This window comes from Draconibacterium sp., from assembly GCF_041583095.1.
Taxonomy (GTDB): domain Bacteria; phylum Bacteroidota; class Bacteroidia; order Bacteroidales; family Prolixibacteraceae; genus Draconibacterium.
In genome coordinates this window covers 1-15515 of sequence record NZ_JBFHGM010000108.1, presented here as the reverse complement: position 1 = coordinate 15515, position 15515 = coordinate 1, and the positions used below count along the sequence as shown (strand labels likewise).

Here is a 15515-nt window from a genome sequence, read left to right as displayed (position 1 = left end):
TGTTGAACTAAACCCGCTTTGCGGGAGCTTATTTTCCACCTAAAATAGGAATAGTTGGAGGTATATACTGATTTTTCTGCCCATAAATTTTTAACCAAAATTATTATGAGCAGAAAATCATACCTGGAGCAGGCCTGTGAGGCTGTTCCCGAGTTCGAAACCATCAGCGAAAAGTTCCTTCGCAAGTACACCATTGCCGGTAAATCAGAATCGTGTACGCGCAATTACCTGATGCAAATTTCCAAGATGGTGCTCCATTTCCAGTGCTCCCCCCTGGATCTGTCGATTGACCAAATGGAGGAGTACCTCTTTCATATCCGGCAAAACGAAAAGCCCAGCATGAGCTCTTTCAAACACCTGGTGTACGGCTTGCGCACCTTGTTTTCGATGTTCAAAAACGAGAAACTCTACCTGGCCCTTCCCCCTGTGTCCGGCAGCAAAGCCTTGCCTGTGGTGTTTTCGCAAGCCGAGGTCAAACTTATTTTAAAAACGCCTAAACTGTTAAAACACCGTGTGCTGTTTGCCCTTACTTACGATTGCGGTCTGCGTATCTCGGAAGTAATTACCCTGAAAATCACGGATATTGATTTTGACCGCAAACAGGTGCACGTGCGCCAAAGCAAGCACAAAAAAGACCGTTACGTGCCTGTTTCCCCGATCACCATAAAAGGCATACAACAATACCTGGAATCCTCGAACCCGCAGAACTGGCTTTTCAACGGAAAGGTTCGCGGGCAGCAAGCCAGTCGCGAAGGGATTCGACATGCTTTCCGCTCCTGCATCCAAAAGGCCGGTATCCAAAAGCAGGTTTGCACTCACACCCTGCGCCACAGCTATGCTACACACCTGCTGGAAATGGGGCTGGACATTGTGAGTGTCAAAAACCAACTGGGGCATGCCGATATTGCCACCACTATGATGTACCTGCATATTGCCCGCTCGAATCCCCTGGCGGGTTTTGCCCCCATGGAAAAGCTCTACGGCCATGCCCGCCGGTAACACGCTGGGCGATGTGATCAGGCAGTTCCTGCCTGCCCTGCTAAAAGAAAGGGGCGTTTCCAAAGCGCAGCTCAAGGTGCTCCGGGCTTTGGCCGGGTGCCGTACCCCCGAAATGGGCGGTTCGGCCATGGTGTGCCACCATTGCGGCTCGGTGCATTACGTGCTGCACAGTTGCCGAAACCGCCATTGCCCGCGTTGCCAGGGCATCGACAAAGAATTGTGGATGGAAGCACGCAAACAGGAACTGTTGCCGGTCAAATATTTTCATGTGGTGTTTACCGTTCCGCACGAACTGCTGGAGCTGTTCCGTTTCAACCGCGAACAGATGTACAACCTGCTGTTCGAGAAATCGTGGGAAACCCTGCGCCTGTTTGCCAAAGACCCCAAACTGCTCGGGGCCCAGCCCGGGGCCATCGCCATTTTGCATACCTGGGACCAGCAAGTCAGGTTCCACCCGCATGTGCACCTGATTGTTCCGGCCGGGGGTGTTGACAAGCACGGCAAATGGAAAAGCAGCAAACAGGATGGCAACTTCCTGTTCGATGTAAAACAGATGTCCGTGGTATTCAGTGCGCGTTTTGCAGAAAAGCTGCGCCAATTAAAGCAACAGGGAAAAATCCGAAAGCAGGTGCCACGAGACCTGATTAAAAAGCCCTGGGTGGTGTATGCCAAACAGGCCTTCGGTTCGCCCCAAAGTGTTGTGGAATACCTGGGCAGGTACACTCACCGGGTGGCCATCTCAAATGCACGGATCCTGGAGGTGACCGGCACCCAAGTTACTTTTAGCTGGTGCGACCGGGAAAACGGTTACCAAAAGAAAACCCAGACCATAAGCGGGACAGAGTTCCTGAAACGTTTTCTCGACCACATTGTGCCGCCTTATTTCCGGCGCATCCGCCACCTGGGATTTTTGGGCTCGCGCAATAAAACGCAAAGCCTGGAAGCTATACGGGAAAGCCTCGGGGAAAAGCGGCTACCGGCAACACCCCTTACACGGGCACAGCTACTGGAACTGCGCTTTGGTGAACGCTCCCTGCTCAGGTGTAAAGATTGTGGAGGGGAACTTCAATTACTGGAAACCTACCCAGGACAGCGGGCACCGCCCGTAAATCTATCGGCCGGAATGTGCCAATGACCGTGTTTGGTGGAACTTTTCGAAATACGCCCCGGAGCGTACATGGGAAAGCTATGTCCGGTGGCCAAAACCGCTTGCCGGGAAAAGCCCTTTACTACCTAAAACAAGGCCAAAGCAGCAGCTACTGGCCGGGCAAAACCGGTTTTGCACCTAAAACATGGCTTGCAATGCCAACAACATTGCCCAAAAACGGCCCTGAAAGGGAACCCAAAAACCGATTGAAAACACTATTCGAAAATAATTAATTGACAGCCGGTTAAGTCAGGAGCAGTGTTTAGTTCAACAAAGCCTCCAATCTAAAGCGTATGCAAGCAACGCTTCATTAGAGGCTAAGTGTTAGCAAACGTATTTTAATTCTATTTTCAAACACTGGCTGATATTATTACATTTTAAGTTTATCAATATATTCTTTTGCGATTTTATTTTCAGGGTCAAGTTTTAATACCTCTTTAGAATAGAGAAGTACCTCATCTTCAAAATTATTTTGATTAAATAATTCTATTGCTTTAATGTATTGTTCAATTGCTTTATTCTTTTCACCCTTTTTTACAAAGAGTTGTGCAAGATTAAGATTTGCTCTTGCATAGTTAGGATTAATACTTAACACCTTATTGTAATAGAATTCTGCTGAGTCAAGCTTTTCAAGTACGAAATAATAGTTTCCAAGTGCTAATAAAGCGTAATAATTTGTTGGTTCTTTTTCAAGAAGTTTTTCAGCATAATAGAATGTCTTATCATAGTTGCCTAAGTTCCCATAAGCGTTTGATAATGCAAGAAAAAACTCAAAATCATTTTCGGTATTATTTAATTCATTTTCTGCAAGTTTTATAAATGTTTCGTACTCGCCAGAATTATACAATTCTGTTATCTTTCCCATCTTTTCATCATGGGACATTTCATTTGGTTCTTGAGTTTTTTGAGTATTCGTGTTATGGCAGGATACTATAAAAAATAAAAGATTGAATAAACAGAAAAATCTGTTCTTAGAAGTTAGTATTTTCATATAGCACTTTAAATCTTGTTACTTTTGTATTCTTTTCAGTCAATATTCCAAACTGCATCATCAAATCCATCGAAAGCATCACGATACATATCTCTTAGTTCTTGCTCCGTGTAGGACGTATCAGGATATTCAGTATCTGAATTGTCATTATTAATTTCCTTTTTTCTCTTTTCCCATTCAAATGCAGATTTAAGCGTGTCATAATCTGCACCACATGAAATAAAAAAATCAATTACGTCTTTATTATTATTTTCAAATGCTTTAATTGGGCTGAGACCACTGGAAATATAATCATTGTATTTTTCTACGATTGGCAGGCCTGTGTCTTGAAATAGGTAAATTAGTTCACCATTTTTATTGCAAATATTCACTTCATCAATATAAAGTAGATTTACAAGTTCATTTCGTTGTGAAACATCATCTCTATAACTATAACAATATTTTATGTAATCAAATGCAATTTTACCTGAAGCATCCTTTTTTTCAATATCAATTCCAGCATTTAGTAGTATTTGAATTAATTCTATACTCAACCATCTTCCTGGGCGGTTTGGATTTGCAACTAGTGATAAATGCAGAAGTGTTCCTTTTTTGTATTCTTCACTGATGCTTTTAATTAGCCCATTATATTTTTCATTTCCATATGACGATGGCTCAATTTTAACTTGCTCGTTAATATTGCCAATATGCTTAATGAGAAAACGTAATAGATTTAAATTATTTTCTATACAAGCAGTACCAGCCAGTGACATAACATCGTCTTCATTTATATATTGAAAAACAAGTTCTTTCAGTTTTATAGCTTCATTGTTCTCGTCAAATTTGCATATTTTAAACAGCAATTGGCACGCACTAAAACCTGTAATTTCTTCTCTATTAGTACATAACTCAAATAGTATTGAAAACAAATCAAAGTTTTTATTAACTGCACAGTTCTCCAATACAGAATTTTTAAGTCTCCACGGATTGTTATTAAAGCATGTCGCAATATTACTTTCTGCATCTGGTTTTTGTATGAGACTGTGAGAATTTATGGAAGCCAAATTAAACAAAATCGAGTTATTCTCAGGAGTAAAAAAATCACCCAAAGAAGAAAGGACAATTTTGCTTAGGTCAAAAGCGTTGGATTTGATTATTTCAGCAAGGAATTCAGTTCTATTCCAGTAAAATAGTGCGTAGATTGAATCTGTTGTATATTTTTGGATAAAGAAAAACGCTGTTTCTTTATCTCTAAAACAGTTTTCATCTAAAACATTCTTTTTATTACTGTAAAAACCACCATCACCAACGCGAATGTAAAAATCATAGAAATTTTGGGACAGATTCTTTATTACATCAAAATTTGAGTATTTAACAGCAACTTGACCTACAGAAAAAAATGATGTTCGATGTGATGAAAAATCTTCTTTAAAGTAAATTTCTGTTATTCTCTTATTGAATTTATCTTGACCATATTTTTTAAAAAGGTCTAATCTGTTATTTACAATTGTATAAAAAAGAAGATATTCAGTAAACCACGAATCTTTTCTTTCATCTTCACGAATGGAATCACCAACTCTTACAAGTTTCAATTTTGACAGGTCTATAAAATCATGTAAGTATTCAAATTTTCCTTTTTTACAAAGCCAACTTGCAAAAACATAGGAATCCTGTACTTTTTTTGCTTTTTTACCAAGTAAGTATTCCAAGAAATCTATATTATCGCCAAGCATTGCCATATCAAGTGGATACTCCCTGTAATCCGGTATTCTTTCATTTATTGGATAGAGACTTTCATTATTGTAAAAAGTTTTAATTGCTATATTCGCTTTGCTCTTCTCAGCTATTATTTGGTATTCTTTTTCGATTTCTAATTGTTTTGTATTTAGTTCAGAGATAAATAAATTGTGAGCATCATGAATTTTAGCTGCAATTGGATTTATTAATACATTGCATTCTTCTTCGGTTTTACATTCTTCGATTTTATTAATTCCAATCAGTTCAATCAAGTTTTTCGTTAAATCTGCATCATAATTCTCGTTAGATGCACCATTATATGACCAATCCCAAACTCTATCACTACCGTGATGAGTATGTTTATTTATGAATTCCACTAAGATTTTCGCGTGAAAAGCAGTTATTTGGTTGGAATCAGTATAAACATTTATGCTGTTAGTGTATTCAGATTGTCGGTAATGTCCGTCGCTGCACCTACTAGAAGTCGAGCTAACATTCTCATTATATGTGCTTTTAACTATAACTTTCATTGAATTACTTTTTAATATTGGATTGTGTTTTAATTAGTTCTGTAATAAAACCGTCAAACAAATCAATTCTTATTTTTGCCGTCATTGATATACTGAGACTTGAATTTTTGTCAGTGATTATATAAAATCCTTTTTTCTTAGTAACTAAAGCATGTGCAATACTATTTCTGATGTGTCTTAATAAATGATGGGCATGGTCAGTCTTAGAAACCTTTGTTTGCTTTGTACTGAAATAAAAATAATTCTGAGTTTTATCTTTTTTATTAAGCTCTTTCTTAGCAATAGAATTTTTACATTTTATATCATTCCGCTTGCAAAATGCGACAAAAGAAGGAGCATTTATATTGTACTGACCTGCTTTTTTGCATATATCTTTTTCGTACAGAACTAAAATAGTATAAAGTCTTGGTATGTCATCTCTTTTTGATAGACCGATTTTAAGATTGTCATTATTCATTAGTAGTTGGGTCATTTAATATGTTTGCTAACTACTGAGTATCATCATTGTTGTTATATCGCTCATAGCGATTTAAAAAGTGTTGTTATACACCCATATTGGTGTGTAATATACACATATTATGTTGAATCGTTAAACAGGTCGTCAAGCGGATTTTTTATTTTCCCAATATTTTTATTCGTAACATGAGTATAAATTTCAGTGGTCTTACTCGAGCCATGTCCAAGCAATTCCTGTATGTACCGTAAATCGGTTCCCTGTTCAAGCAAATGCGTAGCAAACGAATGACGTAACATATGTGGAGTAACCCGCTTTTTTATACGCGCCTTATAGGCTGCTTCGTTTAAAATATTGGCAATGCTGGTGGCACTGTACTGCGATCGCGGAGAGTTGCCCTCGAATAGCCAGTACCCTGGCCGGTATTGTTTGTAGTATTCGCGTAACTGGTTCAATAAAGCCGGAGACAAAAGTGTATAGCGGTCTTTTTTCCCTTTTGCATCCTTTATTTTTATTAGCCCACGTTCCGATTCAATTTCCGTAATCTTCAAATTAATCAACTCACTTCGGCGCAGCCCCGCCGAATAAATAAGCGATAAAATACACTTGTGCTTTATATTGCTGCAATGTTTAATAATCTCTTTTACTTCGTTCTTGCTCAGTACGCGAGGCAATTGTTTACTCTTTTTGGGCCGGTCAATTTGGTATAAGAATTTCTCGCGTTCCAAAATCTTTTCGTAGTAGAACTTTATGGCATTTATACGTTGATTTTGCTGGCTGGCCGATATTTGTTCCTCTTCAACCAATTGTTTAATGTATGCGTTTATTTCGTCTTTACTTAATTCGTCGATTTTATGCCCCTTAAAATGGTGTAAAAAATCTTTAAAATAAGCCGAATATGTGCGAATGGTGCTATCGCTATATCGTTTCTGTATTAGTTTGTCGATGTATTTTGGGGGCAATTGTATGAAAACCCGGTACGAGTAATCGCGTTTTATTGCATAAGGCATATATGGCTTAGCCATTGTTCTTAATGCCGAATAATCAATATAAGCCAGGTCTTTAAACGTGTCGAAAAAACTACCAAGGTCGAAGTCTTTTTCTGAAATATACCAGCATCCTTTGGTGCGGCTCCAAAATATCGGGAAACTAGTTTTGAGGGCTTTGGTTATTTCGGTGTTAAACGCAAATCGTACAAAAACAACCTGCTGTTGGCGGTGTTCTCCTTTTTCGAGTTTTATTTGTGGGCGCGTATTCAAAAGGTGGTAGTTTTTAGTGCTTTAAATGTAACCATTATTTTGAAATGTTAGTGGACTTAGTGCGTTATTTATTGTTTGGTGTGTCTTGCAACTGTTCTTTTCTAAATCCTGTAATATGCTGACTGGATGTTCTTTCCATTGAGCACGGAGTTGTTTTCACTACCTTGTTTTATGTTTTCACTAAACGTGTCGTTCATTTCGCTGTTTACGAAGTTGTTTTCGTTAATTCCGCCATTATTTTCGCAATTATCTGTGATAAATTCACAGTAATGGGTGACGATTTCACTACTTACGATGATGTTTTCGCTAACTGTGTTGATGTTTTCGCCACTTACATGATTGTATTCACTGTCCTTTTTTATGTTTTCGTCGCACTTCGCCATGTTTTCGCCAATGCCTTTTATTTATTCAGCAATTGGCGCTAAAAAATCCCTTCTCAGTAAGTTTTTTACTGAAAAGGGATCTATAAAATCACAACATTAATCTACAATGGTACGTGCCCGCTCGTATTCCGAGTAAAATTCGGTATTGGAAAACTTAAACCGGATCATCAGTTTATCGAGCTGGTTTTTTACCAAATCGTTGGCCGCATCAAAAAGCTCCTCAAGCAGCGTCATGGCAGCAAAAGCCTGGTTGCGTACCGTTCGCGGCTGGCCTATCAGTGCCTTAAAATCGTCGAGCGAAGTTTCTGTCTCAACAATCATATCTTCTGTTAACCCGTAATCGGCCAGGTTAGCCAGTTCTTTCCAGGCCTCCTCAATTACCGGAGTAATTCGGGCCTCAACATCAGTCTCTCGTATTTTGGTTAGGTCCGATTTGGTTAAAGCAACTTTTCCGGCCAGCTTTACATTCTCGGTAACCGCTGCGTAGGCCTGTAGAATCCCCGACAGCGTAACAGCTTTTGCAATCAGGTTATTCAAGGTTACAGCTTTATCGGCAGTAACGGCCTTGCTGTTCGACACTGTTTTTTCGTTTACATCGCCAATTCGCTGAATCAGTTCATCTAAATTGTTTTTGGCACTTAGCATAACCGGAATACTACTCCATAAGGTGCTGTTTGCATCTAACGCACCCTGCGTATTCAAAAGCATTCTGAATTGATTTGTTTGGATTTTATTCATTTTGTTAAGTTAAAAAGGTTGAAAATATGATCTTTCGATCGTTATCGCGGTGTAAGTTACGTTAAATAAAACAGAACTAAACGTCTAATATATAAGAGGTAGCTCTCAGGAAATAAGCGGTAGGTTCTGGCGAATAAACGGTAACTAGCAACGGTAGATTTCCGGTACAAAACCGGACTAAAGGATGTTTTCTTTCCGAAAAGAAAACATCCTTAGGTGGATTTTAAACGTCGAAATAATAAATCGATTTGTAATCGAGTTTTTTGGCACCAATCCGGTCGTAAAAGTCCATCGCACTGTGGTTGCGGTTGTTAACGTACCAGTCGATCACTTTTGCCCCTTTACTTTTTGCATAGGTTTTCAGGTGTTTCATAAGCATCGCACCGATTCCCAGTTTTCGGTATTCCGGAAAAACAAACAGGTCTTCGATATGGTAATTGGTAACCGCTTTAAACGTTGAGAACGATTTAAAAACAAGCGTAAAACCACACACTTTTTTGTCTTCGTTTTCGGCCACAAAAACGGTTACATGCGTGTCGGGTGCAAAAATGGTGTTACGAATGTCCTGCTCGGTGGCCGTAACCATTTCTACCTGATCAACATGAACGGCAAGGCCTTTAATACATTCCAGGATAATTCCTGCATCTTCGGGTTGGGCTTCTCTTATTTGTATCATTTATTTGCCAATTTAATATATACTCTTGCGTGCTAAGGTGGCATGAAATTACAAAAAATGAATAATACTAACCGTTTGGGCAAGATCGAATGAGTTCTTTTTTCCTGCTTAAACCGCACTGTTGTGTTTACTCCTCGTCAATAATCCGAACATGATTTTCAATCCGTGTTTTGGTTGAATCGCAGGCAAAGCTGGTAACATCGCCTTTGCAATTGGTAAAATAAACGTATTCACCCTGATCATAGAAACGGTATACTTTGCAGCCATCGTATTCAAATAGGTACTCAACGTTGTAGGTCGAATTGTTTTCCGGACTTTTGATGGTTATCGGCACACCCGAGCAGGCAGTAAATAGAAGAAAAAGTGCTCCGGCAATAATCTGTTGAATGGTTTTCATGACATAAAAATTTGATGTTTGCAGGGGAAATACAAGAATAGTGCCATGCGCTTATGTAAAGTAAGAGGGGGAGAATTAGTATGTTCCTTCCAGGAACCCGTGTTGGATTATAAGTCCTCAATATCGCAATTGTACCAGGTTTTGTCAACCGTAAAACCACTCTTTTCGTAAAGTTTTATTGCCGGGTGATTCCAGTTCAACACCTGTAAACGCATGCGTTTGCACTTTTCGGCTTTGGCTACTTCAAACATTTTATCCATTAAACGGCTGCCCAATCCGTTGCCGCGATAAGCTTCTTTAACATACAGGTCATCGAGGTACAAGGTTTTTCCTACCCAGGTATAATAAGCGAAATAGTAAAGTGCCATGCCTATAATTTCCTTTTCTTCGGTTTCGGCTACATAACAATTAAAGTACTCCTTTTGCTCGTACATCAATTCCAGCGAGTTGCTCACCTTTTCGGGACTTTTTTCGTACTCCGCCAGTTCCATAATCAGCCCGAACATTGCCGGGAAATCGTTCTCAGTTGCTTTTCTAATTTTAATATCCATGTATAAATTTTAATTGAGTTGAAGTTTGGCCGAAGCTTTTACATCACCGTTTATCACAATTTCGAAAGTATGCTCGCCGGGGTAATGTTTGCGCGTGGTCATGTTTTTGAAGGTGTGTTTTTTGCTGATGCTGTGTTTGCCCGGTTTCATTTCCACTTCTTTTATCTGAAAAACTTTGGGCGATGTTTTGCCGCTGGCTTTTACAAAATGAACGATGTATTCGATACGCACCTTCTGTTTTTGTTTGGTATCGAGGGCGAGTTTGAAACGAAACGAAATATCATCGCCAATTGCCGGCGAAGTGTTCGACAGTTGAAAATCCTCCACTTTCATCTGCTCCGGATTGGCAAAACCAAACAGCAGCATCGCTCGTTTGTTGCCTTGTTTTAAGAGGGTGCGGCAGGCATGTTTTATTATCCAGTCGGTATTTTTTGATTTTCCCTGCCAGCGTTCGCAAGTATCCAGCACCAGCTTTGGGTGATCTTTCGAAATGTCGTTAAGGTTATTGGCTACGCTTTTTCGCACAAACTCCTCCGGGTCGTCTTTTAACTTTTCCAGAATTGGCAGAATCAGCGACGGATCTTTTTTCAAAGCCGGAACTCCTGAAGCCCATGGCAGGCGGGGGCGACATCCTTCACTGGCAAAGCGCCTTACCCGAAAATCGTCACTGTCGGCCCAGGCAAACATATATTTCATAGCACCTTCCAAATCTTTGTTCAGGAATGGCCTGATACCAAATTCCGAGCTTCCGCATTTGGTCAGTTCACCCAATGCCGGCAAGGCAATGTCCCAGTGTTCCTGGCCGTACACCTCAACATAATCGGGTAAAACAATGGCTTCGAAACCGGTAACTTTTGGTACAATGGCCACCAGAATTTCAACCGCTTTTTCAAAATCCTGCGGTAGAAATTGGTGCAGGCATAACGTAGTGTGCCGCATTTTTTCTTTTAACTCGCGCTCCGGCCAGTCATTGTCGCACACTGCGGCAACAAATTCTTCCGATTGAAACGGCGGATACACTTCTTTTAAAACGGTACCGAAAAGTTGTACTTTCTCCAACGGAAAAAGGGTGTCTTTAAGTTTGTCGGCCATGGTAGTCGTTTTTATTGTTTTAGTTGTGAGTTACTTGTTTAGCTAATTTTGTCCAGTTCATCAAAAAGTTGTTCCTGCTGATTTTTTAAGCTTTGCCATTGTTGTTTTCTGAATGTTTTTAGGATAAAAAGCCGGCCTCTGCCAATTGTTTTTAGCAAAAGAATGTACCAGCGAAAAGCCAGTTTTCCGGCAAATGGCAGCGAAACAAAAAACAACAGTTTGTGCCACCACAAAGGTAGCCAGACTGAAACTGCCCACAGCTCGAGTAAATAAACAATAGGGAAGAACGTAAAACCCAAAACCAGTGAAAACGAACTCCAAAAGGCAAAGTCTTTTATTTTTTTTCGAACAATGGTATCGATGGCAATAAAGGGTATGGCGTTAAACAGAAAGCCAAAAACAAAAACCGGCAAGGTGATCAGCAACAACAGTTTGTTGAATCCAAGTTTCCGGAAGTTGTTTTCCGGATTTTCAACCAGCCACGGGCGCAAACCGTATTTCCGCACTTTTGTGTCGAATCGTTTGGCAGCGCTGCAAATTTCATCCGTTTTTTCTTTGCTGATGGTTTCCAGCTCATCGAGCTTTTTTACCAGTTGCTGATCGCTTTGAAAACGCTGAACAAATCCTTTTTCTCGTCCTGTTTTTTTAGCAAAAGTATTTCCGTATATCGCCCTTATAAGCTCGAAACTTTCGTAATTCTCTTTGCTTTTAATGTTTAATGTCAGCGGTTCAATAGCTTTTTCAAGCGCATCACGTAAAGTCAGTGTAGCAGCGCTGGGGTTTTCATTATAGGCTTCCAGAAAATCATTTACCATAATCGGCTCACCAAAATTAACCAGCACGCTGCGGTTAAATTTCCAGTAACTGCTGTAATAGATTCCTGTTGGCACAATGTGGATGTCCAGATTCTTATCGGCTTTTTCTTCGGCCTGAAAAACAATACGCGGAACTGCTTTTTTGTGCGATAACATTTGTCGTTTTGCCGAGTGAGCAGCCTCGGGGAAAAGGGCCAGTGCACAATTGTTCTCCAGTACTTTTATCGAGTCGGCAAATGTTTTTTCATTTTTTGCGAGCTGATCTTTTCCGTCGCGCATGCGGTACACAGGCATAATTTTCAGAAAACGTAATGCCAGCGTTATAAAGCCGGGTTTAAAAATATCGGCACGTGCCAGCCATACCGGCTGAAAACGGGTGTGCAAAAGTATAGCCATCGGGTCGCTTAAGGCATTCTGATGGTTGGGTGCAATAAGTATTGGTTTATTTTGGGGGATGTTTTCTGTCCCGTTTAAAATAATTTTTTTATGAATGGTCCAGTCGACAAAACGGACGTACTGCTTTAAAAGCCAGTATCCCAATGACCACTTTTCGTATTTCATCTTAAAACTTAGTTTATCTGGTTAACTTAAAACGTGCCATAAACGACGATACGGCAAATCCACTTAAAATATGCCAAACGCCCCACCAGGCAGCAATAATTGTCATACCGCCAAGCTCCAGTTCGGGAGGGAATATTTTTGGATTAAACATGAGCACAAGTGCCAGGCCGGAGTTTTGGATTCCGGTTTCTATAGTAATGGTTCGTTTGTCAATTCGTGGTAAACGGAAAATGCTGCTAATGCTAAAACCGGCCAGAAGCGCAAGTCCGTTATGAATGAGAACAATTAGAAAAACAAGATGTATAAACTTCATGAAATGTTCGAAGTTGGCGCTTAGCAAAACGATTACAAACCCGATAAAAATGACAATTGAAATTTTGCGAATGGGTTTCTTAATTCGATGCGTTAACACCGGAAAATATTGTGCTATCAGCAATCCGGCAATAACCGGAATACCCAGCAATATAACCACGGTTTGCACCATTTGGAAGAAATCTATCTTTATGGGAACAAGATAGTCTCCGGCGCCCTGGTTGTTGTAAAAGTTAATAAACATATCGCCCCAAAGTGCAAAGTTTATGGGGGTCATAAATGTGGCCGAAATCGTTGCAATGGCAGTTAAACTCACCGAAAGTGCGAGGTTGCCTTTTGCGAGGGCACTCATAAAATTCGAGATATTACCGCCCGGACATGCTGCAATTAACAACATTCCGAGTGCTACGGTTGGCGTAGGATTTAGCAAAATAACAAACAAAAAAGTTACTGCCGGAAGAAGCACAAACTGCGAAATAACACCAACAATAACCGATTTGGGACGCATTATTAGTTGTTTGAAATGCTCGATTTTAATGTCGAGAGCAACGCCAAACATTATGAATGCAATGGTGATGTTAAGCGCTAATAAACCTGTTGGAGAAAAATTGAGCCTGACATTGTCAAGAACTTCCAGTGCTTCTTTCATACTATTAAAATTGTTTATTTTCAAAGGTATAGTATGGAACTCGCATGAATTTTAATATCACCTTGGGGCAAATATTTTACATGCTCGTTTCATGCGATTAGTTTTGAAGCGGCAAAATACTAAACAATGCTGATATTTCATAAAAAAAACCGGCATTGAACGCTAATGGTCAATGCCGGTTTTGTAATTATAATGTTTTCCCTATTTGCTTAGAAGCAATTTTTTCATTTTGTCGTGAATGTCGGTATTTTTCATGATTCCCATAAATTCTTCCGCTCCCGGGCCGTATGCAAAAACCGGCACCATAACTGCCGTGTGTCCGGTTGTTGGGTAAGCGGCTTTTACAATTCCTTTGCTGATGTCGCCACCTGTTAGTGCCATTCCGCCGGTTTCGTGGTCGGCAGTAACCAGCACCAGTGTTTCGCCGTCTTTTGCTGCAAACTCAAGCGCTTTGCCAATTGTCTGGTCAAAATCCAGCATGTCTTCCACAATGTAAACGGTGCTGCTGGCATGTCCGCCCCAGTCAATTTGCGAACCTTCAATCATCAGGAAGAACCCGTTATCGTTATTATCCAGAATATTAATTGCGGCAGTTGTCGCAACCGGCAGCATATCGCCACGCTCTGCCATCCTCCCGTTGTGAACACCGGCAGTTAAACCGGCCAGTTTACCACTTTTTACTTTGGCAATTTTATTAATATCGGTTTCAACAGTGTAGCCTTTTTCCTTTAATTCATTAGCCAGGTTACGACCGTCTTTACGTTTTGTAAAATGATCGTTTCCACCGCCAATAAACACATCGATATCGGTGTTCAGGAAGTCTGCAGCAATGGCTTCGTACATATTCCGGCTGGGCTGATGTGCAATAAACGATGCGGGCGTAGCGTGTGTAATTGCCGATGTTGAAACCAGTCCTGTGGCTAAACCTTTAGCTTCAGCTTCCTCCAGTATCGATTTTACTTTTACGGTGTCGGTATCAACGCCAATAGCGCCGTTGTAAGTTCTTACACCACAAGCCAAGGCTGTTCCGCCGGCTGCCGAGTCGGTAATATAATTGTCGGCCGACTGGGTTTTTGAAAAACCAATATGACGGAAGTTTTCGAGAAACAGGTGTCCCTGGTTAGCTGTAATTCCGGCAAAAACCTGGCTTACTCCCATGCCGTCGCCAATAAGGAAAATAATGTTTTTGGGTTTCTCAGCTTTAAACTTTTGCGGATACATTTTTACCTCGTAAGGAGCGTTTCCCGGGTAAACTTTATCTGTATCTTCTGATTCTGCATTCAGGTATGCATCTTGCGCAAATGTCCCTAAAGAAAGGGCACAAAAGGCAAGTGAAAAAAATAATTTCTGTAACATGTCTTTTCTTTATTTAGTGCTGTAAATGTATAGTATTTCAATTATTGAACCTTAAATTAACAATAAAAAACTGTGAATAGTTTTGTAAAGTCAACTGAACTTCTCAATTTCTTCTTTATCAAACTCGGTATTCAGCGTAAAATAGGTTCCATCCTGGGTGGTATGCATTTTTATGATGTCGATAATTACAAAGTTGCTCAGTATTTCCTCTGCTTTTTTACGCGATAAATGTGCCTTTCGCATGAATTTTGAAAAAGTGATGGATTCATTGTTTCGTAAGTAGTCGATCAGAAAACGCTCGTCGTCGGAGTAACTAAAGTAAACGCCTTTTGGGCTTTTTTCTTTTCGCCACACTTCGATCTGTATTTTGTGGGCCAGAATATTTTCGTCCTTTTGCCTGATGTAGGCCAGCCATTTTCCGTTTTCATCTTTTGCAAAATGTGGTTTTTTATCGCTGGCTTCAATCCCGATTTCTAAAACGGTTTTCCCCTCAATATGCCATTGATGGGTAGTGAAATCAATCTGAGGTTTGCTGTATATTTTTGCTGCAGCTTCAATCATGTAAAACTCTTCGTCGCTGCTGATGCCGGCAATTTTACCGTTGTCTTTTACGCCAATAAGCAAACGCCCGCCGTCGGTATTGGCAAAGGCCACCAGCGATTTGGCAATTTTTTTCGAGTCGTTAATACAAAACTTAAAATCCTGCTGCTGATGCTCTCCCTCTGCAATAAGTTTATAGATATAACTGCTCATGCGTTACTTGTTTTTTTTTGGGCTTAATAAATGTCGGTCGCTACTTCATCCACTCAAACGTTACATAGTGGTCCTGGTTCATTCCCAGGTTTTCGTAGGTTTTTTGTGCTGCCACATTTGTTTTGTCGGCATAAAG

The 15515-nt window shown here is 40.3% G+C and carries 17 protein-coding genes; 3 read left to right on the top strand and 14 right to left on the bottom strand.

From position 1 onward, the window contains the following. Positions 1-105: 105 nt before the first annotated feature. Genes ABZB17_RS11600 through ABZB17_RS11590 form a run of 3 tightly spaced genes read left to right on the top strand, consistent with a single transcriptional unit; the run spans position 106 to position 2379 of the window. Entirely contained in the window at positions 106-999 is an 894-nt protein-coding gene (locus ABZB17_RS11600) for a tyrosine-type recombinase/integrase (RefSeq protein ID WP_372650410.1), read from the top strand. Then, entirely contained in the window at positions 986-2134 is a 1149-nt protein-coding gene (locus ABZB17_RS11595; protein WP_372650408.1) for an IS91 family transposase, read from the top strand. Before ABZB17_RS11600 ends, ABZB17_RS11595 begins: the two co-directional genes overlap by 14 nt. After that, entirely contained in the window at positions 2131-2379 is a 249-nt protein-coding gene (locus ABZB17_RS11590) for a hypothetical protein (RefSeq protein WP_372650407.1), read from the top strand. The genes ABZB17_RS11595 and ABZB17_RS11590 overlap by 4 nt, the downstream gene beginning before the upstream one ends. A 137-nt stretch (positions 2380-2516) precedes the next feature. Here the strand turns inward: ABZB17_RS11590 and ABZB17_RS11585 are convergent, their stop codons facing one another. The 14 genes from ABZB17_RS11585 to ABZB17_RS11520 all read right to left on the bottom strand — a co-directional run bounded on the left by ABZB17_RS11585 (position 2517) and on the right by ABZB17_RS11520 (position 15379). Continuing rightward, positions 2517-3011 carry a tetratricopeptide repeat protein gene (locus tag ABZB17_RS11585; protein WP_372650405.1) on the bottom strand — a complete coding sequence of 165 codons (495 nt, stop codon included), beginning with the start codon at positions 3009-3011 and terminating at the stop codon, positions 2517-2519. A 161-nt stretch (positions 3012-3172) separates the two neighbouring features. Further along, entirely contained in the window at positions 3173-5383 is a 2211-nt protein-coding gene (locus ABZB17_RS11580) for a hypothetical protein (RefSeq protein WP_372650404.1), read from the bottom strand. 4 nt (positions 5384-5387) lie between these two features. Next, entirely contained in the window at positions 5388-5855 is a 468-nt protein-coding gene (locus tag ABZB17_RS11575) for a hypothetical protein (RefSeq protein ID WP_372650403.1), read from the bottom strand. 104 nt (positions 5856-5959) lie between these two features. Further along, on the bottom strand, positions 5960-7096 hold the full coding sequence (gene xerA / locus ABZB17_RS11570) for a site-specific tyrosine recombinase/integron integrase (RefSeq protein ID WP_372650401.1): 1137 nt from the start codon (positions 7094-7096) through the stop codon (positions 5960-5962). A gap of 101 nt (positions 7097-7197) precedes the next feature. Then, the gene (locus tag ABZB17_RS11565) at positions 7198-7479 is read right to left on the bottom strand and encodes a hypothetical protein (protein WP_372650399.1); all 282 of its coding nucleotides are present in this window, start codon (positions 7477-7479) and stop codon (positions 7198-7200) included. A 96-nt stretch (positions 7480-7575) separates the two neighbouring features. Beyond that, positions 7576-8217 carry a hypothetical protein gene (locus ABZB17_RS11560; protein ID WP_372650397.1) on the bottom strand — a complete coding sequence of 214 codons (642 nt, stop codon included), beginning with the start codon at positions 8215-8217 and terminating at the stop codon, positions 7576-7578. Positions 8218-8440: 223 nt separating this feature from the next. Continuing rightward, positions 8441-8893, bottom strand: a complete 453-nt coding sequence (locus tag ABZB17_RS11555; protein ID WP_372650395.1) for an N-acetyltransferase family protein — start codon at positions 8891-8893, stop codon at positions 8441-8443. A 127-nt stretch (positions 8894-9020) separates the two neighbouring features. After that, a complete protein-coding gene (locus tag ABZB17_RS11550) occupies positions 9021-9290 on the bottom strand; it encodes a DUF4884 domain-containing protein (protein WP_372650393.1) in 270 nt (89 codons plus the stop codon). 107 nt (positions 9291-9397) lie between these two features. Next, positions 9398-9841 (bottom strand): N-acetyltransferase family protein, encoded by a 444-nt coding sequence (locus ABZB17_RS11545; protein WP_372650391.1) that lies wholly within the window; start codon positions 9839-9841, stop codon positions 9398-9400. Positions 9842-9850: 9 nt separating this feature from the next. Continuing rightward, positions 9851-10933: a DNA alkylation repair protein gene (locus ABZB17_RS11540; protein WP_372650389.1), complete on the bottom strand. Its 1083-nt coding sequence runs from the start codon at positions 10931-10933 to the stop codon at positions 9851-9853. Positions 10934-10971: 38 nt separating this feature from the next. Further along, positions 10972-12309, bottom strand: a complete 1338-nt coding sequence (locus tag ABZB17_RS11535) for a 1-acyl-sn-glycerol-3-phosphate acyltransferase (protein WP_372650387.1) — start codon at positions 12307-12309, stop codon at positions 10972-10974. 13 nt (positions 12310-12322) lie between these two features. Further along, a complete protein-coding gene (locus ABZB17_RS11530; protein WP_372650385.1) occupies positions 12323-13270 on the bottom strand; it encodes a bile acid:sodium symporter family protein in 948 nt (315 codons plus the stop codon). A gap of 201 nt (positions 13271-13471) precedes the next feature. Then, the gene (locus ABZB17_RS11525) at positions 13472-14626 is read right to left on the bottom strand and encodes an alkaline phosphatase (protein ID WP_372650384.1); all 1155 of its coding nucleotides are present in this window, start codon (positions 14624-14626) and stop codon (positions 13472-13474) included. Positions 14627-14716: 90 nt separating this feature from the next. After that, positions 14717-15379 (bottom strand): helix-turn-helix domain-containing protein, encoded by a 663-nt coding sequence (locus ABZB17_RS11520; RefSeq protein WP_372650382.1) that lies wholly within the window; start codon positions 15377-15379, stop codon positions 14717-14719. Positions 15380-15515: the final 136 nt, after the last annotated feature.

Coding starts and splice junctions, on each gene's coding strand:
- ABZB17_RS11540 (WP_372650389.1), bottom strand. CDS start 10,933: ATGGCCGACAAACTTAAAGACACCCTTTTTCCGTTGGAGAAAGTACAA.
- ABZB17_RS11585 (WP_372650405.1), bottom strand. CDS start 3,011: ATGGGAAAGATAACAGAATTGTATAATTCTGGCGAGTACGAAACATTT.
- ABZB17_RS11535 (WP_372650387.1), bottom strand. CDS start 12,309: ATGAAATACGAAAAGTGGTCATTGGGATACTGGCTTTTAAAGCAGTAC.
- ABZB17_RS11580 (WP_372650404.1), bottom strand. CDS start 5,383: ATGAAAGTTATAGTTAAAAGCACATATAATGAGAATGTTAGCTCGACT.
- ABZB17_RS11525 (WP_372650384.1), bottom strand. CDS start 14,626: ATGTTACAGAAATTATTTTTTTCACTTGCCTTTTGTGCCCTTTCTTTA.
- ABZB17_RS11555 (WP_372650395.1), bottom strand. CDS start 8,893: ATGATACAAATAAGAGAAGCCCAACCCGAAGATGCAGGAATTATCCTG.
- ABZB17_RS11600 (WP_372650410.1), top strand. CDS start 106: ATGAGCAGAAAATCATACCTGGAGCAGGCCTGTGAGGCTGTTCCCGAG.
- ABZB17_RS11595 (WP_372650408.1), top strand. CDS start 986: ATGCCCGCCGGTAACACGCTGGGCGATGTGATCAGGCAGTTCCTGCCT.
- ABZB17_RS11520 (WP_372650382.1), bottom strand. CDS start 15,379: ATGAGCAGTTATATCTATAAACTTATTGCAGAGGGAGAGCATCAGCAG.
- ABZB17_RS11560 (WP_372650397.1), bottom strand. CDS start 8,217: ATGAATAAAATCCAAACAAATCAATTCAGAATGCTTTTGAATACGCAG.
- ABZB17_RS11550 (WP_372650393.1), bottom strand. CDS start 9,290: ATGAAAACCATTCAACAGATTATTGCCGGAGCACTTTTTCTTCTATTT.
- ABZB17_RS11530 (WP_372650385.1), bottom strand. CDS start 13,270: ATGAAAGAAGCACTGGAAGTTCTTGACAATGTCAGGCTCAATTTTTCT.
- ABZB17_RS11545 (WP_372650391.1), bottom strand. CDS start 9,841: ATGGATATTAAAATTAGAAAAGCAACTGAGAACGATTTCCCGGCAATG.
- ABZB17_RS11575 (WP_372650403.1), bottom strand. CDS start 5,855: ATGACCCAACTACTAATGAATAATGACAATCTTAAAATCGGTCTATCA.
- ABZB17_RS11590 (WP_372650407.1), top strand. CDS start 2,131: ATGACCGTGTTTGGTGGAACTTTTCGAAATACGCCCCGGAGCGTACAT.
- ABZB17_RS11565 (WP_372650399.1), bottom strand. CDS start 7,479: ATGGCGAAGTGCGACGAAAACATAAAAAAGGACAGTGAATACAATCAT.